The following is a 22,200-nucleotide window of genomic DNA, read 5'->3' as shown; positions in this document are numbered from 1 at the left end:
GTAGAATGCAGGCTTCTTCCCGACCGCCGCCCGCCTGCATGGAACTGAAATGGCTCGAAGACTTCGTCTCCCTCGCGGAAACGCGCAGCTTTAGCCGGTCCGCCGAGCTGCGGCACGTGTCGCAGCCGGCGTTTTCGCGGCGTATCCAGGCGCTCGAGGCGTGGCTCGCGACCGAGCTGATCGATCGGTCGGTCTATCCGACGCGGCTCACGCAGGCCGGACAGATCTTCTACGAGCAGGCGCTGACGATGCTGTCGCAGGCGCACGAGGCGCGCACGCTGCTGCGTGGCCACGTCGGCGCGCCGGTGCCGACGATCGAATTCGCGGTGCCGCACACGCTGTCGCTCACGTATTTCCCGCGCTGGCTGCAGCGGATCGAGGCGAAGATGGGCCAGGTCCACACGCGGCTGCGCGCGCTGAACGTGCACGACGCGGTGCTGTCGCTCGTCGAGGGCGGCTGCGATCTCGTGATGGGCTACCACCACCCGAGCCACCCGGTCGCGCTCGACCCGGCGCGCTACGACATGCTGATCCTCGGCAGCGAGCCGATCAGCCCGTTCTCGGCGCCCGGCCGCGCGGGCCGGCCGCGCCATACGCTGCCGGGCGCGGCCGACGCGCGCGTGCCGTACCTGTCGTATACGCCGAACGCGTATCTCGGCCGGATGACCGAAGTCATCATCGCGAATGCGCCGACCCGGCTGTTCCTCGATCGCGTGTACGAAACCGACATGGCCGAAGGGCTGAAGGCGATGGCGCTCGCGGGGCACGGCGTCGCGTTCCTGCCGCACAGCGCGGTCGACGATGCGGTCGCGGGCGGCCGGCTGATCCGGCTCGACCGGTCGGCGCGCGGCGCGCATCCGTTCACGCTGACGATGGAGATCCGGCTGTACTGCGACAAGCTCGCGCTGCAGGGCGACGAGCCGCGGCAGAAACTGGTGCGCGCACTGTGGGACGTCGTGCGTGACGAACTGCGCGACACAGCCGGCGACACGGCGGATTAACCGCCGGCGGTTAATCCGCCAACCGGGCCCGGCCGGCCAACGGCGGCCTTGCGGCGCCTGTCGGACGGCGGTCCGGCGGGCGGCATGCATCCACGCCATCCGATTTTTCGCGAACGCGATGCACGGCCGATCGCGGCCGTTCTTGCGCAAATCGACCGCGGATTTGCGAAAAATCGCGATCATGCAAGAAACGCATAATCGAATAAACAAACGGCATTGGATAAAAAAAACGGGTTTTTCGACAATGTGCGCAATCCGTTGAACGTTGGAGCATCCATGTCTTCGCAACAGCAGTCCATCCCGTCCTACCTGCACGCCGACGATCTCGGCCCGTGGGGCAACTACCTTCAGCAGGTCGATCGCGTCGCGCCGTACCTCGGTTCGCTGTCGCGCTGGCTCGAAACGCTGAAGCGCCCGAAGCGCATCCTGATCGTCGACTGCCCGATCGAGCTCGACAACGGCACCGTCGCGCACTTCGAAGGCTATCGCGTGCAGCACAACGTGTCGCGCGGCCCGGGCAAGGGCGGCGTGCGCTACCACCAGGACGTGACGCTGTCGGAAGTGATGGCGCTGTCGGCATGGATGTCGGTGAAGAACGCGGCCGTGAACGTGCCGTACGGCGGTGCGAAGGGCGGCATCCGCGTCGACCCGCGCAAGCTGTCGCGTGGTGAGCTCGAGCGCGTGACGCGCCGCTACACCAGCGAAATCGGCATCATCATCGGGCCGAACACCGACATTCCGGCACCGGACGTCAACACCAACGAACAGGTGATGGCGTGGATGATGGACACGTATTCGATGAACCAGGGCCAGACGTCGACCGGCGTCGTGACCGGCAAGCCGATCTCGCTCGGCGGTTCGCTCGGCCGCAAGGAAGCAACGGGCCGGGGCGTGTTCGTCGTCGGTTCGGAAGCGGCGAAGAAGAAGGGCCTCGAGATCGAAGGCGCGCGCATCGCGGTGCAGGGCTTCGGCAACGTCGGCGGCATCGCGGCGAAGCTGTTCCAGGAAGCGGGTGCGAAGGTGATCGCGGTGCAGGATCACACGGGCACGATCTACCAGCCGGCCGGCCTCGATTCGAACAAGCTGCTCGACCACGTCGCACGCACGGGCGGCGTCGCGGGCTTCGAAGGCGCCGAGCCGATGCCGAACGACGAGTTCTGGACGGTCGAGACCGACATCCTGATCCCGGCGGCACTGGAAAACCAGATCACCGAGAAGAACGCGGCGAAGATCCGCACGAAGATCATCGTCGAAGGCGCGAACGGCCCGACGACGACGGCGGCGGACGACATCCTGAGCGCGAACGGCGTGCTGGTGATTCCCGACGTGATCGCGAACGCGGGCGGCGTGACCGTGTCGTACTTCGAGTGGGTGCAGGATTTCTCGAGCTTCTTCTGGACGGAAGACGAGATCAACCATCGTCTCGAGCGCGTGATGCGCGAAGCGTTCGCCGGCGTGTGGGCGGTCGCGGAAGAGCACAAGGTGACGGTGCGTACGGCGGCGTTCATCGTCGCGTGCAAGCGCATCCTGATGGCGCGCGAAATGCGCGGCCTCTACCCCTGATCGGGCGTCCCTAACCGGGCGTCCCTGATCGTCGACTATGATCGATTCATGACGCAATCCACCCGATTGCGGATATGAACCCTCGCGGGCGGTGCCGGATCCGGCATCGCCCGCGCGCGCATTCGGAGCGCCCGAAGCCTGGAGGAAGGCTTCGCACAGGGCGATTCGTAGTGCGGTAAACAACCAGTACTTTCAAAAATATTACTTTGATACACTGGCGCGGGTTTTAGCCAAGGAGATGACCAAAATGAAATTCCACAAGGCAGTCCTGACGGTCGCGGCGCTTTGCGCGTTCGCAAGCGGCGCGCATGCTCAGGAGACGGGCACGCTGAAGAAGATCAAGGACACGGGCGTGATCGCGCTGGGCCACCGCGAATCGTCGATTCCGTTCTCCTATTACGACCAGAACCAGCAGGTGGTCGGCTATTCGCGCGAGTTCCAGCTGAAGGTGGTCGACGCGGTGAAGAAGAAGCTGAACCTGCCGAACCTGCAGGTGAAGAACATCCCCGTCACGTCGCAGAACCGTATTCCGCTGGTGCAGAACGGCACGGTCGACATCGAGTGCGGCTCGACGACCAACAACCTCGAGCGCCAGCAGCAGGCTGCGTTCTCCGACACGATCTTCGTGATCGGCACGCGCCTGATGACGAAGAAGGATTCGGGCGTCAAGGATTTCGCCGACCTGAAGGGCAAGACGGTCGTGACGACGGCCGGCACGACGTCGGAGCGCCTGCTGCGCAAGATGAACAACGACAAGCAGCTCGGCATGAACATCATCAGCGCGAAGGATCACGGCGATTCGTTCAACACGCTGGAATCGGGCCGCGCGGTCGCATTCATGATGGATGACGCGTTGCTCGCGGGCGAGCGCGCGAAGGCGAAGCAGCCGGGCGAATGGGTGATCGTCGGCACGCCGCAATCGGAAGAGGCTTACGGCTGCATGATGCGCAAGGGCGACGCCGACTTCAAGAAGGTCGTCGACGACGCGATCTCGCAAGTCGAGAAGTCGGGCGAAGCCGCGAAGATCTACGCGAAGTGGTTCGAGAACCCGATCCCGCCGAAGGGGCTGAACCTGAACTTCCCGCTGTCCGATTCGATGAAGAAGCTGTACGCGAACCCGAACGACAAGGCGCTCGACTGACCACACGGCCGTTGATGCAGAAATGACGCTACTGAAACGGAAGAGGCCACGCTTCTTCCGTTTCTTTTTGCTGGAGTCTTGCCCATGTCTTACCACTGGAACTGGGGCATCTTTCTGAGCCCCGTGTCGACCGGCGAGCCGACGACTTATTTCGGATGGCTGATGTCCGGCTTCTGGGTGACGATCGAAGTGTCGCTCGTCGCCTGGGTCATCGCGCTGATCGTCGGGTCGCTGTTCGGCGTGCTGCGCACCGTGCCGAACAAATGGCTGTCCGCGATCGGTACCGTGTACGTGTCGATCTTCCGGAACATTCCGCTGATCGTGCAGTTCTTCGTCTGGTATCTCGTGATACCCGAGTTGCTGCCTGCGTCGATCGGCACCTGGATCAAGCAGTTGCCGCCGACCACGCAGTTCTTTACCGCGTCGATCGTCTGTCTCGGCCTGTTCACGGGCGCGCGCGTGTGCGAACAGGTGCGTTCGGGGATCAACGCGCTGCCGAAGGGCCAGCGCGCGGCCGGCCTCGCGATGGGTTTCACGCAATGGCAGACGTACCGCTACGTGCTGCTGCCCGTGGCATACCGGATCATCGTGCCGCCGCTCACGTCGGAATTCCTGAACATCTTCAAGAACTCCGCCGTCGCGTCGACGATCGGTCTGCTCGACCTGTCCGCGCAGGCGCGCCAGCTCGTCGACTACACCGCGCAGACCTACGAGTCGTTCATCGCGGTCACGCTCGCCTACGTGCTGATCAACCTCGTCGTGATGGCGTTCATGCGCTGGATCGAAGGCCGTACGCGGCTGCCCGGCTATATCGGAGGCAAGTGATGCATCAGTTCGACTGGAGTAGTATTCCCGGCGCGCTGCCGACGCTGTGGTCGGGGGCGGTCGTCACGTTCAAGATCACGCTGATCGCGATCGTGGTCGGGATCGTCTGGGGCACGCTGCTGGCGCTGCTGCGGCTGTCCGGCGTCAAGCCGCTCGCATGGTTCGCGAAGGCGTACGTGACGGTGTTCCGCTCGATCCCGCTCGTGATGGTGCTGCTGTGGTTCTTCCTGATCGTGCCGCAGGTGCTGCAGGGCGTGCTCGGGCTGTCGCCGACGATCGACATCCGCCTTGCCTCGGCGATGGTCGCGTTCTCGTTGTTCGAAGCCGCGTATTATTCCGAGATCATCCGCGCCGGCATCCAGGCGGTGCCGCGCGGGCAGGTGAATGCCGCGTTCGCGCTCGGCATGAACTACGCGCAGGCGATGCGCCTCGTGATCCTGCCGCAGGCGTTCCGCGCGATGGTGCCGCTGCTGCTCACGCAGGCGATCGTCCTGTTCCAGGATACGTCGCTCGTGTACGTGATCAGTCTCGCGGACTTCTTCCGCACGGCCGCCAACATCGGCGATCGCGACGGCACGACCGTCGAGATGGTCCTGTTCGCCGGCGCATGCTATTTCGTGATTTGCTCGTTGGCGTCTGCTCTCGTCAAGGGTCTCCAGAAAAAGGTCACAAGATGATTTCCATCAAGAACGTTTCGAAGTGGTACGGCCAGTTTCAGGTCCTCACCGAATGCACGACCGAGGTCAAGAAAGGCGAGGTGGTCGTCGTGTGCGGGCCGTCGGGCTCGGGCAAGTCGACGCTGATCAAGACCGTGAACGGCCTGGAGCCGTTCCAGCAGGGCGAGATCCTCGTGAACGGCCAGTCGGTCGGCGACAAGAAGACGAACCTGTCGAAGCTGCGCTCGAAGGTCGGGATGGTGTTCCAGCATTTCGAGCTGTTCCCGCACCTGTCGATCACCGAGAACCTGACGCTCGCGCAGATCAAGGTGCTCGGCCGCGGCAAGGACGAAGCGGCGGAGAAGGGCATGAAGCTGCTCGATCGCGTCGGCCTGAAGGCGCATGCGCACAAGTATCCGGGCCAGTTGTCGGGCGGCCAGCAGCAGCGTGTCGCGATCGCGCGCGCGCTGTCGATGGACCCGATCGCGATGCTGTTCGACGAGCCGACGTCCGCGCTCGATCCCGAGATGATCAACGAAGTGCTCGACGTGATGGTCGAACTCGCGCAGGAAGGGATGACGATGATGGTCGTCACGCACGAGATGGGCTTCGCGAAGAAGGTCGCGCATCGCGTGATCTTCATGGACAAGGGCGCGATCGTCGAGGACGACCGCAAGGACGATTTCTTCTCGAATCCGAAATCGGAACGCGCGAAGGACTTCCTCGCGAAGATCCTGCACTGATGAGCGTTCGCGCGTTTTGGCGCACGACCATGCGAAAACCGCCCGGCAGGCAGCCGGGCGGTTTTTTTTCGTCCGCCGCCGGGCGTTACCAGCTGTACCGGTAGCCGACCTGCCCGACGATCCCGCGCCGGTAGTCACCGCCGATGTTGCGCGCGATCTTCGCATTCGCGTACAACTCGCCCGACTTGCCGAAGCCGGCGGTCACGCCGACGCCGAGCTCGTACCAGGTGCGCCCGAGATGCGTGGCGAACGGCGTGCCGCCGACCACGGTCTGCCCCGGCGACAGGAAGTCGTGCAGCACGTCGGCCGTGAAGTACGGCGTCGCGGCGCCGCCGCCCGCGTCCGACTGGAGGTTCGGCCGGAAGATGCGCACGCCGACGCGGCCGCGCAGCGCATTCGTCGTCGTGCCCGATACGGCCGACACGTTGTCGTTGAACCCGTTCAGCTTCAGGTATTGATACATCAGCTGCGCCTGCGGCTCGATCGCGACGGGGAACGTGCCGATCGCGAACGGCTTGCCGACTTCCTGCGACAGCGCGACGCCGAAGCCGTTCTGCGACGCTTCGTTGCCGTAGCTGTCGCGATAGCGGTTGCCGTAGTGCGTGACCTGCCCGACGCTGTCGAAGTAGGTGCCGTCGGACAGGTAGCGGGTCCAGTAGCCGCCGACGCTCTGTGCATGCATCTCGACCGAGCCCGTCGACGTCGACAGGTTCGGCGAGCCGGCGCGCGCCATGTCGCTGAAGCTCGCATTCGACACGCCGATGCTGGCCGTCACGCCCGCATGCGTGCTGCCGGCGCCGCCCGGTGCCTGGTCGAGGGTCCAGTCCTTGCCGAACTGCGCGAAGAACGTGCGTTCGTCGGCCGAGAAGCGACCCGCGTTCGCATCGAGACTCTGGCCGCCGATGCGCCCCCACACGCCGTCGCGATTGCCGGGCTGTTGCTTCTCGACGTTGTAGAGGTCGCCGACGCGCTCGTGCAGCCTGCCGAGCGTCGAGAAGCCGTAGTCTGCGTTCAGCAGCGGCGTCATCGCGTAGCCGGAGACGCCCGGACGATACGCGAGCGCGCCGCCGTTGCCGTTGCCGTTTCCATTCCCGTTGCTGCCGCCGTCGCCGCCGCCGGACGGGTGGATCGGGTCGACCGGGTCGGTCGGGTCGAGCTGCGAACGCAGGTACCAGCCGCTCGCATCGCCTTGCCCGCCGCGATAGAGCCGGTATTCGTACGCGCCGGCCTGTACCGGGCCGGCGAGATGGAACGCCGACGCGGTGGTCGTGCCGCCGTTGGCCGTGACGACCACGGCAATCCCGTCGCCGGTCGTCTGCGCGCCGGCGCCGGCCGTGTTGGCGATCTTCAGGCCGGTCGTGCCGGTCGCCGCGCCGCCGTTCACGATCAGCCGGTCGGTCGGCGATGCGTCGGCGCCGAGATACGTGTTCAGCGCGATCGTGCCGCCGTTGCCGACGTAGCCGCCGGTCGTCAGCGTCTTGTAGCTGCCCGTCAGCGTCGGCGAGCCGGTCGGCGCGGCGAACGCGACGAGGCCCGCGTTGTTCAGGCGGCTCACGACCGAGCTGCCCGTCATGCGCCACGTGCTCGTGCCGTCGACGCTCAGTGCGACCGGGTCGATCCTGCCGGTCAGCGTGGTGCCGTTCGCGAGGAACACGTTGCCGGTGCTCGACGCGTCCGACACGATGTCGCCCGCGAGGTTGACCGCCGATGCGCTGAACGTCACGTTGCTGCCGTTCGCGAGATTCAGCAGCGTACCGTTGCCGGCCGTCACGACCGTGCCGTTGCGCACCGCGATGTCGGCCGTGCTCCCGCGCGCGGCGAACGCCGGCCCGGTGGCGGACGTCACGCTGCCGCCGTCGACGAGCACCGAGCTGGTCGCGCCGTTCGCGAGCGTGTCCGACGTCAGCACGCCGGCCGTCGCGCCCGTGAGCGCCGTGCCGGTCAACGCGAGCACGCCGCCGCTGTTCGCGGTGGCGCCGCTGCCGGCCGCGCTGGTGAGCGACGAACCCGTATCGGCGATGCGGCCGCCGTTTTGCGCGACGATGCCGTCGGCCGCGTTGCCCGACGCGGTGACTTTCGCGCCCGACAGCAGGGCTGTCGCGCCACCGTCCATGATGATCGCATGCGCGTTCGCGCCGGTCGTCGCGATGATCGTTCCATTGGCTGTAAGCGCGGAATCGGCGCCCGACACGGACACGCCGCGCGCATCGGCCCCCGCCGTGCGGACGACCGTGGCCGCATCGGTCGCGATGCGCGCGCCGGCGCCGGTCGACGTGAGGCCGTCGGCGCCGTTGCCGGTCGTGGCGACCTGCGTGCCGGACAGCGCGATCGTTGCATTCGCACCGAGGTTGCGGACCCCGCTGCCCGAGCCACCGACCGCGATCGACGTCGCGCCGGCCGCGATGCCGCCGCCCGTGACGGTCGAGTCGATCAGCACGCCGTCGGCGTTGCCGTTCGCGATGACGGTGCCGGCGCCCGACAACGCGACCGATGCGCCGGCCCCCGTCAGACGCACGCCCGCGACACCGTCGTCGGCTTCGATCGAACCCGCATTGGCGAGCGTGGCCGACGCACCCTGCACGAGCGCGCCGGTGCCGTTGGTCACGCGGATCGTCGACGCGTTGTTCACCGTGCCGAGCGTGCCGGCCACGACGCCCGTCGAGCCGGCGCCGGTCAGCAGCACCGTGCTGCGGTTCTCGAGCGTGCCGAGATTCTGCGCGATGAAGCCGGTCACGCCGGCGGTCGACGACGTGACGGCCGCGTGGTTGGTCAGCGTCGTCGCGACCGGCGCGCCGGCATTCGCGCCGGCGAGGTCGTGCGCCTGCCCGTCGACGACGCCCGCGGTCGCGCCGGCCGCGTTCAGGTTGATCGTCGCGCCGGCGTCGATCGTGCCCTTCGCGCCGCCTTCGACCGCGATCGCGATGCCGTTCGCGCCGTTGACGTCGTAGACCGCGTTGCCGGTCGACAGCGTGGTGCCGGCGTCGGTCGCGAGTACGCCGCGCGAGCGCTGGCCGTTGACGTCGGTCGTCAGCGCGCCGGCCGTCGATGCACCCGTGTAGGCCGCGCCACCCGCGACGCGGAACAGCGTCGAATCGTCGGTGTCGACGCTCAGGTGCTGCGCGGCGACGTTGATTTTCGAGCCCGCGCCGTAGGCGTAGAAGCCGATCTGGTTGGTGCCGGACATGAAGGCTGGCACGGCGTTCGCGCCGACGTCGATCGTCGCGCCCGAACGCGCATGCACGCCGATCGCGCCCACGCCCGTCAGGTTCAGCGCGCCGTCGAGCGTGGCCTTCGCGAGCGGCCCCTCGGCCCAGACGCCATAGTTGCGCGTGCCCGACGCCGGATCGAGGCCACCCGCCACGTTGATCGTGCCGGTCGACGTCGCGGCCGTCGCGTTCGTGCCGGTGCCGACGACCATCATGCCGATGCCGTTCACGCCATTCAGCGTGATCGTGCCCGTGTTGGTCACGGTCGCGGCGGTGTTGGCCGCCAGCATGCCGACGTTGGCGAGCGGCGTGCCGGCCGCGGCGCCGTTGACGACGATCGCGCCCGCGTTGGTCAGCGTGCCGGAAGTCGAGCCGATGCTCGCCAGCGCGGCGCCGTTCTGGGTCTGCGTGCCGATCACGATCGTGCCGAGATTGGTCGCGGTGCCCGACGCGCCGAGCAGGATGCCGTACGCGTGCGCGGCGAGCGCGACGTCGTTCGTCGCTTCGGGCGCGGCGACGTCGTACTGCGCGGCGCGGCCGAGATAGATCGTGCCGCCGGCTTCGTTCGTGAAGCTGCCGCCGGCGACGAGGCCGCCGATCACCTGGCTGTCCAGCGTCGTCGCGTTGACGCCGACGTTGATCGTGCCGGCGTTCGACGCGTGCGCGCCGTCCGTCGCGGCCACCGCGTAGTTCTGCAGGTCGAGCCGGTTGCGGGTGAGATCCCACGCGCCGACGTTCATCACGCCGTTGTTGACGAACGTGGTGCCCGTGCCGTTCGCATACACGCCGCTGCCTTCGACATACGTGCCGAGCCCGAAGTTGTCGGGCCGGGCGGTGCCCGTGTCGACGTTGTCGCCGGCCGTGTAGCCGGATGAGATCGTGCCGTTGTTGACGCCGCTCGCGCCGCTCAGCAGGCGCACCAGCGTGAAGTCGCCCGACAGGCGCCCGTCGTTGACGAAGTGCGCACCGTTCTCCGCGACGACCGCCGCGCTCGCGTCGATCGTGTTGGAGCCGCGGAAGTCGATCTGGCCGTCCTTGCCGATGTGCAGCGTCGCGTTTGCGCCCGTGCCGTGCATCGCGGACGGGTAGTTCCGGGGCAGCGCGTTCTTGTCGCCGGGCGACACGTTGTTCGCATACTCGAAGGTCTGCGGGGAGAGCGTCACGGCCTGGCCGAATGCGTTGTCGTAGGCGGTCTGCGAGCCGAGCGCGCCGTTGCGGACCGAACGCACGAGAAAGTCGTTGTACGCGGCGAGCGACGCGGCATCGGTGACGGTCCACGTGCTGCCGTCGAACGCGGTGAAGGTGCCGGCGTAGGTCGGCACGTCGAGCTGGATGCTGCCGACGGGGCCGCCGCTCGCGAGATAGTCGCCGGTGATGAACCAGATCTGGTTGCGCGAATTCCAGTTGATGACGCTCGGGACCGAGCCGGTGCCGTCCGCGTAGGTGAGATCGCTCTGCTTGGCCGCGATCGTCATTACGTTGCCGGTCGCCGCGGGCGCGTTCGCCGCGTTGCCGATCGAGACGTCGAGCGTGCCGCCCGAGCTTGCGACCGTGCCGATCCGCGTGTTCACGTACTGGTCGCCGTTCACGTTGTGGTACACCTGCACGACGGTCGAGCCGGCGTTCGACGACACGAACGCGGACGAGTCGTAGGTGGCGACGGACGTGCGACCGCCCGTGATCGAATCGGGGGTGCCGACGCTTTGCGTCTTGCCGCCGAGCGTGACCAACGGCTGATTCGGGTTGCCCGAAATGATGGACGTGTTGGCGAGCGGCATCGGCGTGTAGCCCATGTCGCCGGTCGCGCCCGTCCAGGCGCCCGTCAGGCCGACCCGGTCGCCGCCCGACACGGTCGTGGCGCCGACGAGGTCGTTGTTGACGGTCGGGTTGAAACTGTCGAGCACGCAGGTGCCGCCGCTCGCGATTGCGGCGCCGTTGCCGCAGGTCGACGCGTGTACGGTGCCGACCGACAGCGCGGCCAGGGCGGCGCCGAGCGCCGCGACGCGCAGTGGCGACCGGCGCACGGCGTGACGCGTTGCCTCGTGCGCGGTGCGGCGACTTGCCCCCGATGCGCTGCCCGAGCGCTTGCCGCGCGCCCGGGTCGTTTCCGCCACCGCGACCCAGCAGCCGGCGGCCTCGCTCCATATCGATCGAAATGAGTGATTCACGACATACCCCTCTTTCTTCTTTTGACGTGGCATTCGCCGCCATTCGGCGAATTCGCATTCCGCGGTGGGGAAATAATCCGAAGGGGCGTGCGGCGGCTATGGCTGCGTGTCGCGCCAATCGTGTTTAGTTACACCGAGGATGGGCGGAGTCTACTGATTCGAATGGGCGTCGATTATCGATAAACTGGAAACTGTAATGATGCGAACCGTAGTGCGTGGTATTTTTGATTTGTGTGGGTAATCGAACCGAAAGCTATGGTGGAGGCGGGTTTGGGCGGTGGGTGTGAGAATCCGGGAGGGTGGCCGGAGTGGGTGGGATAGCGCACGGTTCCGGCAGGCGTGGCGCGTTAAAATGCAGGCCCGGATTTTAGTTTTAATTGGTGATTATTTTGTTTGCTGCATCTTTTATTTATTTTCGCTTGTAATTTAATAAAATCAAGCGAATGTTGCGTGGCATCGATTGATTGCGCCGACTGGTGCTCGAAATGGAACCCGATTGGCTGGAGCCGAGCGATTTGCGCCGACGACGCGCGTCGTCGACAGTGCGGTATGACGCCTGCGCAGCCAGCAGAAAATGAGCAGAAAGCGGGCGCAGCCGATGCCGCGCCGGGCGTCAGAAATCGATCGCGTCGTCGGAATCGCCGTCGGCCGCGGTAGCGAGCGCTTCGCGAACCACCGCGCGCGGCGCGGACGCCGACGCGTCGAGTGACGGGTTGCGCAGCTTCTCGAGCACGCGCTCGGGCACCGGAATCTGCATCCGCGCGGCGACGTCGCCGCACTGGAACATGATCAGCTCGCCCGGCTCGAATGCGGTCCAGACTTCGTTGTCGGTGAGCGGCTGTGTCGCGATCACCGCGACGCGATCCTCGGGCGTCGTGTATTTGGCGAAGTCGATCGACAGGTCTTCGTCGACGAGATGCGCGGTCGAGAACGGCCAGCGCCGCACGAGGTAGTGCAGCCGCGTCGAGCAGTGCGCGAAGAGCGCCTGGCCGTTCGACATCAGGAAGTTGAACACGCCGTGATCGGTGATGCCGCGCGTCAGTTCGCCGACCCGCTCGAACAGCTCCGGCAGCGGCGGCTGCGCGCCGGGAAAGGCTTCGCGCAGCCCCTGCATCAGCACGCAGAACGCCTGTTCGCTGTCGGTCGTGCCGACCGGATGGTAGACGCTGCCGTCCATGTCCGGCGCGTAGTCCTGCAGGTCGCCGTTATGCGCGAAGATCCAGTGCCGGCCCCACAGTTCGCGCATGAAAGGATGGCTGTTCTCGAGCAGGATGTGCCCCTGCGTCGCCTTGCGGATGTGCGCGATCGTGTTCTTGGACTTGATCGGGTAGCGCTTCACCATTTCGGCGATCGGCGACGTGGCCGATGCCTGGTGATCGATGAAGAGGCGGCAGGCCTTGTCTTCGAAGAACGCGATGCCCCAGCCGTCGGCATGGTGATCGGTGAGCCCGCCCCGGGCCGCGAAACCTGTGAAGGAGAATGTGACGTCCGTCGGCGCGGCGCAGTTCATTCCTAGGAGTTGGCACATTTTACGTGGGGCGGCAGGCTGAAGCAGGGGGTAACGAACCGGGCGAACCCCGGTACAATGCGGCTTCTAGCATATCACCGAGCCCTGAGCGGTAAAAAGCGGATTCCGCTGGCCAAAGGCCCCGTGTTGCGGTTTGCCGTCAGTCGGCCCGCGCACGTGCGTTCCGGCCCCGCCGATGGCACGCCCGTTCCTCACGACGCCTCCTATGACTGCCTCGAACGCTTCTTCCCCGGCGACGCTTTCGCTCGCCCGTCCCGACGACTGGCACCTGCACCTGCGAGACGGCGACATGCTCGCCGCCGTGCTGCCGCACACCGCCCGCCAGTTCGGCCGCGCCATCGTCATGCCGAACCTGAAGCCGCCGGTCACGACCACCGCGCAGGCGCAGGCGTATCGCGAGCGCATCCTCGCCGCGCTGCCGGCCGGGATGACGTTCGAGCCGCTGATGACGCTGTACCTGACCGACAACACGCCGCCCGACGAAATCCGCCGCGCGCGCGAAAGCGGCTTCGTGCACGGCGTGAAGCTGTATCCGGCAGGCGCCACGACGAATTCCGACCATGGCGTCACCGATCTCGCGAAATGTGCGAAGACGCTCGAGGCGATGCAGGAAACCGGCATGCCGCTGCTCGTGCACGGCGAGGTGACCGATGCGTCGATCGACCTGTTCGACCGCGAGAAGGTGTTCATCGACCGCGTGATGACGCCGCTGCGCCGCGATTTCCCGGGCCTGAAGGTCGTGTTCGAACACATCACGACGAAGGACGCGGCCGACTACGTCCGCGATGCCGACGCGGCGCCCGGCCTGCTCGGCGCGACGATCACCGCGCATCACCTGCTGTACAACCGCAACGCGCTGTTCGTCGGCGGGATCCGCCCGCATTACTACTGCCTGCCGGTGCTGAAGCGCGAGACGCATCGCGTGGCGCTGGTCGAGGCCGCGACGTCGGGCAACCCGCGCTTCTTCCTCGGCACCGACAGCGCGCCGCACGCGCGCGACGCGAAGGAAACCGCGTGCGGTTGCGCGGGCTGCTACACGGCGCTGCACGCGCTCGAGCTGTACGCGGAAGCGTTCGACACGGCCGGCGCGCTCGACAAGCTGGAAGGGTTCGCGAGCTTCTTCGGCGCCGATTTCTACGGGCTGCCGCGCAGCGCCGAGACGGTCACGCTGCGCCGCGAGCCGTGGGAACTGCCGCGCGAGATCTTCGCGGGCGAGACGCCGGTCGTGCCGCTGCGCGGCGGCGAGACGATCGGCTGGAAACTGGCGTGAGCTGCGCGCCGCCGCGCGAACCGGGCCCCGCGGCCGGTCGCGCGGCGGCGGATTTCGCGCGGATCGACTGGTCCGCACCGTGGCTCGCGCCTTACGCGGAGCCGGGCCGCGCGTGGCAGGCGGCTGCCCGTGCGCGCGCGGCCGCGCTGCTCGATGCGTTGAACGGCGCGTTGGATCGCGTATCGCGAGGCGGCGATCGCGTCACCGGTCGCGGCAGGCCGCTGCGCTTCGTGCCGCAGGCCGAACTGCCGCCCGGCGTCGCGTACGAGACCCATATTGCCGACACCGGGCGGGTGCCGACCCGCCACCATCTTCACGACTTCTTCAATGCGCTCGTCTGGTTCGCGTACCCGCGCACCAAGGCCGCGTTGAACGCGCGCCAGGCCGCGGCGATCGACGCGGCGGGCGGCGTCGGCCCGGTGCGCGGCACGTTGCGCGATGCGCTCACGTTGTTCGACGAGAACGGCGCGCTGTTCGTCACCGCCGACCGCGCGCTCGCCGACGCGCTGCGCGGCTTCGACTGGCCGCGGCTGCTGGTGAGCTCGCGCGATGCGTGGGGCACGCGTTGCGAAGCGCGGCTCGTCGGCCATGCGCTGCTCGAACAGCTCGTCGCACCGTACAAGTCCTGCACCGCGCACGCCTGGATCGTCGAAGTGAGCGCCGACTATTTTTCATGGCCCGACGCGCGACGGATCGCGCATGTCGACGCGCACATCGCCGCCGAACTGGCGACGCGCGCGCTGACGAGCCGCGACTTCGCGCCGCTGCCGGTGCTCGGCGTGCCGGGCTGGTGCGCGGCGAACGCCGACGCCGCGTTCTACGACGATCCGGCCGTGTTTCGCCGCGGCCGCCGCTCGCGCGCTGCCGACGGCGGCGCGCAGTGCTAGAATGCGCGTCGCAAAGCAGGCCAGGCAGTCGCGGCCTCGCCGTCTTCGGGCGCGCGGGGGCGAGGAAAGTCCGGACTCCACAGGGCAGGGTGATGGCTAACGGCCATCCGTGGCGACACGCGGAACAGGGCAACAGAAAGCAAACCGCCGATGGCCCGGCGCAAGCCGGGATCAGGTAAGGGTGAAACGGTGCGGTAAGAGCGCACCGCGGCGACGGCGACGTTCGCCGGCACGGTAACCTCCACCCGGAGCAATTCCAAGTAGGCAGGCGCGCATTTTCGGATGCAGGACGGGGCCCCCGTCTCGTCTGCGGGTAGGAAGCTTGAGCGCGTCAGCAATGGCGCGCCTAGAGGAATGACTGCCACGCGTTGCGTGCTTCGGTGCGCGGCGTGCACAGAATCCGGCTTATCGGCCTGCTTTGCCGTTCGAATGCGAAAGGGCCGGCGTCTCCTTGCGGAGCGCCGGCCCTTTTTTCTTGCGCGCCGTGCGGTCAGGCCGCGACGATGTCGAACGAATGCGTGAGTTCGGCCGTCTTCGCGATCATGATCGACGCGGAGCAGTACTTGTCGTGCGACAGGTTGATCGCGCGCTCGACCGTGGCCGGGTTCAGGTTGCGGCCCGTGACCGTGAAGTGGAAGTGCACCTTCGTGAACACCTTCGGATCTTCGCTCGCGCGCTCGGCCTTCAGCGTAACCGAGCAGCCGGTGACTTCCTGGCGGCTCTTCTTCAGGATCAGCACGACGTCATAGGCCGTGCAGCCGCCGGTGCCGAGCAGCACCATTTCCATCGGACGCGGCGCGAGGTTGTGGCCGCCGCCTTCCGGCGCGCCGTCCATCGTGACGAGGTGCCCGCTGCCGGTCTCGGCGGAAAACGCCATGCCGTCCTGACCCATCCAGCTTACTTTGCATTCCATGCTTGCACTCCAGCGTTGCCTGATTCGGATTCGATCCGGCATTGTAGCCCGCGGTGCAACGATCGGCTGATGCGCTGCACGACGCGCCATGCCGGCGCCGCGCGAGCGGGGCGCCGGCCGATGATTTCCCTGCCGGATTTAGGGGTTTTGCTCTAGGCGAGGACGGTTTCAGGTCGTGTGAGAGGTGGTTATGTACCTGATTTAAAACAGAAAGTAGCCTCCGTAAGCTTGCCGGTCGAAATCCCGCATCATGAGATTTGATTTCGCAATGCAAATTTTCTTGTGAAGTCGGCGGGGCATTCGTATAATGAGCCTCATTGGTTGTCGCGCTGCGGCAACCTCCGAATGTCTCCTCCACCCTCCTCCTAAGGTGGATTAAGCCCGAACCAGCCGTTCGGGCTTTTTTTCGTCCCATGCAAACATCGGCGCGCGGCTTGCGCGCGTCGGCACCGTTACGCCGGCTGGCGCGCAGCCGGCTGCGAGGTCGCGTCGGGCGGCGTGCCGCGCGAGCCGGCATCGGGCGCCGGCGCATGGGCGGCGGCCGATGCATGGCCGTGGCTGCGCGCGCAGAAGTGGCGGACGCGTTCGCGCACCGCGCGCAGGCGCGCGATACGATCTTCGGCATGGGCGGTTCGGGCCTCGGCGATGCGCGCATCGAGCGCGTCGAGCTTGGCTTCGCAGCCGGAGCGGGCGGCGACGGCGGGCGCCGCGGCGGCCAGCAGGGCGGCCGCGACGAAGGGCGTAAGTCGTTGTTTCATCATGCTGGTTTGTTGTTTTTCGGGTTCGGCCGGTCTGGCGCGGCAAGGTCATGTGCCGCGCGTCGAGGGGTGCCGCCGCAGGCGCTCGGTTCGCCTGGCTTGTCGGGGCACGACCGAATTTTGGCCCATTTCGGCCGCCACGAACACGGGACGTGGATTCTCTTTGACCACGCAACCGTATTTCCTTTATAATTCAGGGCTTTTCCGCATTCATGCCCACGGAAAAAGAACAGGGAGAGCCTGCACCGCGCCTCGAAGCGCACACAGACAAGCAGGAAGAACACATCGGGCAAAGCATTTTTTTTGGATCGATCATGAAGACGTTTTCCGCAAAAGCCCATGAGGTGACGCGCGAATGGTACGTGATTGACGCGACGGATAAGGTTCTCGGCCGTGTTGCCAGCGAAGTGGCACGCCGTCTGCGCGGCAAGCACAAGCCTGAGTTCACCCCGCACGTCGACACTGGTGATTTCATCATCATCATCAACGCGAGCAAGTTGAAGGTCACGGGCAACAAGACGCTGGACAAGAAGTACTACCGTCACTCGGGCTACCCGGGCGGTATCTATGAAACGACGTTCGGCAAGATGCAGGAACGCTTCCCGGGCCGCGCGCTCGAGAAGGCGGTCAAGGGCATGCTGCCGAAGGGCCCGCTCGGCTACGCGATGATCAAGAAGCTGAAGGTCTACGCAGAAGCGACGCATCCGCACTCGGCTCAACAGCCGAAGGCGCTCGAGATCTAAGGGGAGCCCACATGATCGGTAACTGGAACTACGGCACGGGCCGCCGCAAGAGCGCTGTCGCACGTGTCTTCATCAAGGCTGGCAAGGGCGACATCATCGTCAACGGCAAGCCCATCGCTGACTACTTCTCGCGCGAAACGTCGCTGATGATCGTGCGTCAACCGCTGGAACTCACGAACCACGGCCAGACGTTCGACATCAAGGTGAACGTCAACGGCGGCGGCGAAACGGGTCAGGCAGGCGCAGTGCGCCACGGCATCACCCGTGCACTGATCGACTACGATGCGACGCTCAAGCCGTCGCTGTCGAGCGCAGGCTTCGTCACGCGCGATGCGCGTGAAGTCGAGCGTAAGAAGGTCGGTCTGCGCAAGGCACGCCGCGCAAAGCAGTTCTCGAAGCGTTAATTCCGCTTCATGGCCTCGCCGCTTTCGGGTGGCGTCCGCCGGAAAAACCGCCAGCTTTCACGCTGGCGGTTTTTTTATGCGCGCTGTTTCCCGCGCCCGGGCCGCTGCGGCGGCCGCCCGCGCGGGCACGCTTGATGAAATCGACAAGAACCTATTGATTTCATGGACTTCAGCACGATCTTCTGATCGGCCCTACAATAGCGGCTAAAGCTTTTTGGAGAGTTCGAATGAACGCTGTTACCGAAACCGCAGCAACGACGACCGATATGCCGCTGCCGTTCGTCTTCACCGACGCCGCGGCCGACAAGGTCAAGCAACTGATCGACGAAGAGGGCAATCCCGACCTGAAGCTGCGCGTGTTCGTGCAGGGCGGCGGCTGCTCCGGCTTCCAGTATGGCTTCACGTTCGACGAGGAAGTCAACGAGGACGACACCGTGATGAACAAGAACGGCGTCCAGCTCCTGATCGACTCGATGAGCTACCAGTACCTGGTCGGCGCCGAGATCGACTACAAGGACGACCTCAACGGCGCCCAGTTCGTGATCAAGAACCCGAACGCGACCACCACCTGCGGGTGCGGTTCGTCGTTCTCGGTCTGAGCGGCGACAGATTCGCGCCGGTTCGCCGGAATGAAAAACGGGGCTTCATGCCCCGTTTTTTTATGCGCGCTCGCGCTGCAGCGCTCGCCGCGCGGCGGATATCGCGTCAGCGCGGATAGAGCGCGCCCAGCACGCGGTTGCCGGCTGCGCCGGTGACCGTCGCGAGATTGCCGGGCTGGCGCGCGGTGAAGCGGTACGCGAGCCACGCGAACGCGAGCGCTTCGACCTGCTGCGGTGGCACGCCGAGCGCGGCCGTCGTATCGACGGTGGCCGGCACGCCGGCTTCACGCAGCGCGTGCCGGAGTGCGTCGAGCAGCACCGGATTGCGTGCGCCGCCGCCGCATACGAACACGGCCTTGCAGCCGGGTGCGTGCTGCGCGACTTCGCGCGCCACCGACACGGCGGTGAGCGCGGTGAGCGTCGCCTGCACGTCCTCCGGTGCGACCTGCGAGAACGCGGCGAGCTTCGCATCGAGCCACGCGGGATTGAACAGGTCGCGTCCGGTGCTTTTCGGCGGCGGCGCGGTGAAATACGGCTCGTCGAGCAGCGCAGCGAGCAGCGCCGCGTGGACGGTGCCGCGGGCGGCGAACTTGCCGCCGTCGTCGTACGGCTTGCCCAGATGGCGGGTCGCCCATGCGTCGATCAGCGCATTGGCGGGGCCGCAGTCGAAGCCGCGCACGTCGCCGCCCGCGCCGGGCAGGATCGTGATGTTGCTGATCCCGCCGAGATTGCAGACGACCCGCGTTTCGCCCGGTGCGCCGAACACCGTCGCATGGAACGCGGGCGCGAGCGGCGCGCCGTGACCGCCGGCGGCCACGTCGCGGCTGCGGAAATCGGCGATCACGTCGACCTGCGTCAGTTCGGCGAGCAGCGCTGGATTGTTGAGCTGGCGCGTATAGCCGCGCTCGGGGCGATGGCGCACGGTCTGGCCGTGCACGCCGATCGCGCGGATCTCGTCGCGCGACAGGCCGGCCGTGCGCTGCAATTCATGACAGCACACCGCATAGCGCGTGACGAGCGCATTCGCCGCGAGCGATTCGCGGTCGATCTCGTTGTCGCCGGGCTGCTGCAGCGCGAACAGCGCGTCGCGCAGCGATTGCGCGAAGCCGACGAACGCTTCCGCGAGCACGACCGGCGCGCGGCCGGCCTCGAAACGCACGGCGACGCCGTCGACGCCGTCCATGCTGGTTCCCGACATCAGCCCGAAGTAGATGCCGTCTGCCGGATGGGCAGGCTGCGGCTGTCGTTGCGGCACGTTGGGTTCTCCTGGATCGTGCGGCGCGGGCCGGTGCCGCGCGCCTTGCGCCCGATTATCCGCGTAACGTGACGCGTCGTTAAGCGATGCGCGCGCAAGTTATGGGAAAATCCCTGTTTTTGCGACATTCTTCCTGGCACCGATGAGCACCGAACCCAGTTCCAAGCCCGTTTTCCCGATCACCGACGAAGTCCGGCATGCGCTCGCCGTCACGAAGCGCGGCGTCGACGAACTGCTGATCGAGGAAGAGTTCGCGCAGAAGCTCGCGCGCAGCGCAGCCACGGGCACGCCGCTGCGCATCAAGCTCGGCCTCGATCCGACCGCACCGGACATCCACATCGGCCATACGGTCGTGCTGAACAAGATGCGCCAGCTGCAGGATCTCGGCCATACGGTGATCTTCCTGATCGGCGATTTCACGTCGCTGATCGGCGATCCGTCGGGTCGCAACGCGACGCGCCCGCCGCTCACGCGCGAGCAGATCGAATCGAACGCGAAGACCTACTTCGAGCAGGCCGCGCTCGTGCTCGATCGCGACAAGACCGAGATCCGCTACAACAGCGAATGGTCGATGCCGCTCGGCGCGGACGGGATGATCAAGCTCGCGTCGCGCTACACGGTCGCGCGGATCCTCGAGCGCGAGGATTTCACGAAGCGCTTCCAGGGCGGCGTGCCGATCTCGATCCACGAATTCCTGTACCCGCTGATGCAGGGCTACGATTCGGTCGCGCTGAACGCCGATCTCGAACTCGGCGGCACCGACCAGAAGTTCAACCTGCTGGTCGGCCGCGAACTGCAGAAGCAGTACGGCCAGGAACAGCAGTGCATCCTGACGATGCCGCTGCTCGAAGGCCTCGACGGCGTCGAGAAGATGTCCAAGTCGAAGGGCAACTACGTCGGCATCAGCGAGAAGCCGACCGACATGTTCGGCAAGCTGATGAGCATCTCGGACACGCTGATGTGGCGTTACTTCGAGCTGCTGTCGTTCCGCAGCCTCGACGAGATCGCCGGCTTCAAGCGCGAGGCCGAAGGCGGTCGCAACCCGCGCGATTTCAAGGTGCTGCTCGCGCAGGAAATCGTCGCGCGGTTCCACTCGCAGCCCGACGCCGAGCGCGCGCTCGAGGACTTCAACCACCGCGCGAAGGGCGGCGTGCCGGACGACATTCCGTCGGTCACGCTGGCCGGTGCGCCGCTGGCGATCGGGCAGTTGCTGAAGCAGGCGGGCCTCGTGCCGTCGACCAGCGAAGCGCTGCGCAACATCGAGCAGGGCGGCGTGAAGATCGACGGCGCGACCGTGTCGGACAAGGGCCTGAAGGTCGAGGCCGGCGAGTTCGTCGTGCAGGTCGGCAAGCGCCGCTTCGCACGCGTCACGCTGACCGCATGATCGCGCTGATCCAGCGTGTGACGCGCGCCGACGTGCGCGTCGGCGGCCGGACGACGGGCGAGATCGGCGCGGGCCTGCTCGCGCTGGTCTGCGCGGAGCGTGGCGATACCGAGGCCGCGGCCGACAAGCTGCTCGCGAAGCTGCTCGGCTACCGCGTGTTCAGCGACGCAGCCGGCAAGATGAACCTCCCGGTATCGAACATCGACGGCGAAGGCCGCGCGGGCGGGCTGCTGCTCGTGTCGCAGTTCACGCTGGCAGCCGATACCAACAGCGGACTGCGTCCGAGCTTCACGCCGGCCGCGCCGCCCGACGAAGGCGCGCGGCTGTTCGACTATTTCGTCGCCGCCGCGCGGGCGCGCCATCCGGTCGTCGAGACGGGCGAGTTCGGCGCCGACATGCAGGTGTCGCTCGTCAACGACGGCCCCGTGACGTTCTGGCTGCAAGTGCGGCCCTGATTCTTCCCCGGAGATTCGCCGCGATGGCCACCACGCAGATTCTTTTCATCCGCCATGGCGAGACGGCCTGGAACCGCATCAAGCGTATCCAGGGGCATATCGACATCCCGCTGGCCGACACCGGGCTCGAGCAGGCGCAGCGGCTGGCGGCGCGGCTCGCGAGAGAGGCGCGCGACGGCGCGCGGATCGACGCGGTGTATTCGAGCGACCTGATGCGCGCGCAACAGACCGCGCAACCGTTCGCCGATGCGCTCGGGTTGCCGCTGCTGCTGCGCGAAGGGTTGCGCGAGCGTTCGTACGGCGCATTCCAGGGGCACGACAGCACCGAGATCGAGGCGCTGTTTCCGGACGCGTATGCGGCCTGGCAGACGCGCGACCCGGGCTTCGCGCCGGAGGGCGGCGAGTCGCAGCGTGCGTTCTATCACCGCGTGCTGCATGCGCTCGAACCGATCGTCGCCGCGCATCCGGGCGGCCGCATCGCGTGCGTCGCGCACGGCGGCGTGCTCGATTGCGTGTATCGCTTCGCGAACGGGATCGAGCTGTCGGCGCCGCGTACCTATCAGCTGCTCAACACCAGCATCAACGTCGTCGATTACGTGGATGGTCGTGCGCAGGTCGTGCGGTGGGCCGACGTGTCGCATCTCGAAGCCGCGAGCGACGACGACGGGTACCGCAAGGTGCTTTGAGCGCGCCACCCCCGT

Annotated in this window: 19 protein-coding genes and 1 other RNA gene; 15 read left to right on the top strand and 5 right to left on the bottom strand. The window is 66.7% G+C overall.

Going from position 1 to position 22,200, the window contains the following annotated elements; all coding sequences use genetic code 11:
• The first annotated feature begins 38 nt into the window (after nt 1-38).
• From H0X90_RS20015 to H0X90_RS19990, 6 genes are all read left to right on the top strand, one after another.
• Nucleotides 39-1,001: a LysR substrate-binding domain-containing protein gene (locus H0X90_RS20015; protein WP_006483851.1), complete on the top strand. Its 963-nt coding sequence runs from the start codon at nt 39-41 to the stop codon at nt 999-1,001.
• 276 nt (nt 1,002-1,277) lie between these two features.
• On the top strand, nt 1,278-2,564 hold the full coding sequence (locus H0X90_RS20010) for a Glu/Leu/Phe/Val dehydrogenase (protein WP_006483853.1): 1,287 nt from the start codon (nt 1,278-1,280) through the stop codon (nt 2,562-2,564).
• 247 nt (nt 2,565-2,811) lie between these two features.
• Complete coding sequence (locus H0X90_RS20005) at nt 2,812-3,705, top strand: glutamate/aspartate ABC transporter substrate-binding protein (protein ID WP_006483860.1); 894 nt, start codon at nt 2,812-2,814, stop codon at nt 3,703-3,705.
• Nucleotides 3,706-3,789: 84 nt separating this feature from the next.
• Nucleotides 3,790-4,530: an amino acid ABC transporter permease gene (locus H0X90_RS20000; RefSeq protein ID WP_006483858.1), complete on the top strand. Its 741-nt coding sequence runs from the start codon at nt 3,790-3,792 to the stop codon at nt 4,528-4,530.
• The gene (gene gltK / locus H0X90_RS19995) at nt 4,530-5,207 is read left to right on the top strand and encodes a glutamate/aspartate ABC transporter permease GltK (RefSeq protein WP_006483854.1); all 678 of its coding nucleotides are present in this window, start codon (nt 4,530-4,532) and stop codon (nt 5,205-5,207) included. The genes H0X90_RS20000 and gltK overlap by 1 nt, the downstream gene beginning before the upstream one ends.
• A complete protein-coding gene (locus H0X90_RS19990; RefSeq protein WP_006492344.1) occupies nt 5,204-5,929 on the top strand; it encodes an amino acid ABC transporter ATP-binding protein in 726 nt (241 codons plus the stop codon). The genes gltK and H0X90_RS19990 overlap by 4 nt, the downstream gene beginning before the upstream one ends.
• A gap of 85 nt (nt 5,930-6,014) precedes the next feature.
• Here the strand turns inward: H0X90_RS19990 and H0X90_RS19985 are convergent, their stop codons facing one another.
• Together H0X90_RS19985 and H0X90_RS19980 are read right to left on the bottom strand one after the other, a co-directional pair.
• Nucleotides 6,015-11,303 carry an autotransporter outer membrane beta-barrel domain-containing protein gene (locus H0X90_RS19985; RefSeq protein WP_077189468.1) on the bottom strand — a complete coding sequence of 1,763 codons (5,289 nt, stop codon included), beginning with the start codon at nt 11,301-11,303 and terminating at the stop codon, nt 6,015-6,017.
• A 613-nt stretch (nt 11,304-11,916) separates the two neighbouring features.
• Nucleotides 11,917-12,831 (bottom strand): class II glutamine amidotransferase, encoded by a 915-nt coding sequence (locus H0X90_RS19980; protein WP_006483857.1) that lies wholly within the window; start codon nt 12,829-12,831, stop codon nt 11,917-11,919.
• 205 nt (nt 12,832-13,036) lie between these two features.
• On the opposite strand from H0X90_RS19980, the gene pyrC reads away from it, so the two are divergent.
• From pyrC to rnpB, 3 genes are all read left to right on the top strand, one after another.
• A complete protein-coding gene (gene pyrC, locus H0X90_RS19975; RefSeq protein WP_006492342.1) occupies nt 13,037-14,101 on the top strand; it encodes a dihydroorotase in 1,065 nt (354 codons plus the stop codon).
• Nucleotides 14,098-14,988, top strand: coding sequence for a DUF3025 domain-containing protein (locus H0X90_RS19970; protein ID WP_048987075.1), 891 nt, complete (start codon nt 14,098-14,100; stop codon nt 14,986-14,988). The genes pyrC and H0X90_RS19970 overlap by 4 nt, the downstream gene beginning before the upstream one ends.
• Nucleotides 14,989-15,000: 12 nt before the next feature.
• Nucleotides 15,001-15,412, top strand: an RNA gene (rnpB, locus tag H0X90_RS19965) — RNase P RNA component class A.
• A 66-nt stretch (nt 15,413-15,478) separates the two neighbouring features.
• Here rnpB and H0X90_RS19960 read toward each other — a convergent pair.
• Complete coding sequence (locus tag H0X90_RS19960; protein ID WP_012492957.1) at nt 15,479-15,943, bottom strand: OsmC family protein; 465 nt, start codon at nt 15,941-15,943, stop codon at nt 15,479-15,481.
• 410 nt (nt 15,944-16,353) lie between these two features.
• Nucleotides 16,354-16,662 (bottom strand): DUF1090 family protein, encoded by a 309-nt coding sequence (locus tag H0X90_RS19955; protein ID WP_058902139.1) that lies wholly within the window; start codon nt 16,660-16,662, stop codon nt 16,354-16,356.
• Between the two features lie 311 nt (nt 16,663-16,973).
• Between H0X90_RS19955 and rplM the strand changes: the two genes are divergently transcribed.
• The 3 genes from rplM (at nt 16,974) to erpA (ending at nt 18,405) form a co-directional block, all read left to right on the top strand.
• Complete coding sequence (gene rplM / locus H0X90_RS19950; protein WP_009687896.1) at nt 16,974-17,402, top strand: 50S ribosomal protein L13; 429 nt, start codon at nt 16,974-16,976, stop codon at nt 17,400-17,402.
• Nucleotides 17,403-17,413: 11 nt separating this feature from the next.
• On the top strand, nt 17,414-17,806 hold the full coding sequence (gene rpsI, locus H0X90_RS19945; protein ID WP_006476904.1) for a 30S ribosomal protein S9: 393 nt from the start codon (nt 17,414-17,416) through the stop codon (nt 17,804-17,806).
• Nucleotides 17,807-18,033: 227 nt separating this feature from the next.
• A complete protein-coding gene (erpA, locus tag H0X90_RS19940) occupies nt 18,034-18,405 on the top strand; it encodes an iron-sulfur cluster insertion protein ErpA (protein ID WP_006476903.1) in 372 nt (123 codons plus the stop codon).
• A gap of 106 nt (nt 18,406-18,511) precedes the next feature.
• On the opposite strand, the gene H0X90_RS19935 is transcribed toward erpA, so the two are convergent.
• Nucleotides 18,512-19,660, bottom strand: a complete 1,149-nt coding sequence (locus tag H0X90_RS19935) for an anhydro-N-acetylmuramic acid kinase (protein ID WP_006483425.1) — start codon at nt 19,658-19,660, stop codon at nt 18,512-18,514.
• A 142-nt stretch (nt 19,661-19,802) separates the two neighbouring features.
• Between H0X90_RS19935 and tyrS the strand changes: the two genes are divergently transcribed.
• The 3 genes from tyrS to H0X90_RS19920 are packed head-to-tail and all read left to right on the top strand — an operon-like array spanning nt 19,803 to nt 22,185.
• Nucleotides 19,803-21,044 carry a tyrosine--tRNA ligase gene (tyrS, locus tag H0X90_RS19930; protein ID WP_006483424.1) on the top strand — a complete coding sequence of 414 codons (1,242 nt, stop codon included), beginning with the start codon at nt 19,803-19,805 and terminating at the stop codon, nt 21,042-21,044.
• On the top strand, nt 21,041-21,499 hold the full coding sequence (dtd, locus tag H0X90_RS19925; protein ID WP_006483442.1) for a D-aminoacyl-tRNA deacylase: 459 nt from the start codon (nt 21,041-21,043) through the stop codon (nt 21,497-21,499). Before tyrS ends, dtd begins: the two co-directional genes overlap by 4 nt.
• 23 nt (nt 21,500-21,522) lie before the next feature.
• The gene (locus H0X90_RS19920; protein WP_006483446.1) at nt 21,523-22,185 is read left to right on the top strand and encodes a histidine phosphatase family protein; all 663 of its coding nucleotides are present in this window, start codon (nt 21,523-21,525) and stop codon (nt 22,183-22,185) included.
• Nucleotides 22,186-22,200 lie beyond the last annotated feature (15 nt).

The organism is Burkholderia sp. 9775_39 (assembly GCF_015712225.1).
Taxonomy (GTDB): Bacteria; Pseudomonadota; Gammaproteobacteria; order Burkholderiales; family Burkholderiaceae; genus Burkholderia; species Burkholderia cenocepacia.
The sequence above is the reverse complement of the archived record's forward strand: the minus strand, read 5'-3'. Positions and strand labels throughout refer to the sequence as shown.

Coding starts and splice junctions, on each gene's coding strand:
- H0X90_RS20015 (WP_006483851.1), top strand. CDS start 39: ATGGAACTGAAATGGCTCGAAGACTTCGTCTCCCTCGCGGAAACGCGC.
- H0X90_RS20010 (WP_006483853.1), top strand. CDS start 1,278: ATGTCTTCGCAACAGCAGTCCATCCCGTCCTACCTGCACGCCGACGAT.
- H0X90_RS20005 (WP_006483860.1), top strand. CDS start 2,812: ATGAAATTCCACAAGGCAGTCCTGACGGTCGCGGCGCTTTGCGCGTTC.
- H0X90_RS20000 (WP_006483858.1), top strand. CDS start 3,790: ATGTCTTACCACTGGAACTGGGGCATCTTTCTGAGCCCCGTGTCGACC.
- gltK (WP_006483854.1), top strand. CDS start 4,530: ATGCATCAGTTCGACTGGAGTAGTATTCCCGGCGCGCTGCCGACGCTG.
- H0X90_RS19990 (WP_006492344.1), top strand. CDS start 5,204: ATGATTTCCATCAAGAACGTTTCGAAGTGGTACGGCCAGTTTCAGGTC.
- H0X90_RS19980 (WP_006483857.1), bottom strand. CDS start 12,831: ATGTGCCAACTCCTAGGAATGAACTGCGCCGCGCCGACGGACGTCACA.
- pyrC (WP_006492342.1), top strand. CDS start 13,037: ATGACTGCCTCGAACGCTTCTTCCCCGGCGACGCTTTCGCTCGCCCGT.
- H0X90_RS19960 (WP_012492957.1), bottom strand. CDS start 15,943: ATGCCGGATCGAATCCGAATCAGGCAACGCTGGAGTGCAAGCATGGAA.
- H0X90_RS19955 (WP_058902139.1), bottom strand. CDS start 16,662: ATGATGAAACAACGACTTACGCCCTTCGTCGCGGCCGCCCTGCTGGCC.
- rplM (WP_009687896.1), top strand. CDS start 16,974: ATGAAGACGTTTTCCGCAAAAGCCCATGAGGTGACGCGCGAATGGTAC.
- rpsI (WP_006476904.1), top strand. CDS start 17,414: ATGATCGGTAACTGGAACTACGGCACGGGCCGCCGCAAGAGCGCTGTC.
- erpA (WP_006476903.1), top strand. CDS start 18,034: ATGAACGCTGTTACCGAAACCGCAGCAACGACGACCGATATGCCGCTG.
- tyrS (WP_006483424.1), top strand. CDS start 19,803: ATGAGCACCGAACCCAGTTCCAAGCCCGTTTTCCCGATCACCGACGAA.
- dtd (WP_006483442.1), top strand. CDS start 21,041: ATGATCGCGCTGATCCAGCGTGTGACGCGCGCCGACGTGCGCGTCGGC.
- H0X90_RS19920 (WP_006483446.1), top strand. CDS start 21,523: ATGGCCACCACGCAGATTCTTTTCATCCGCCATGGCGAGACGGCCTGG.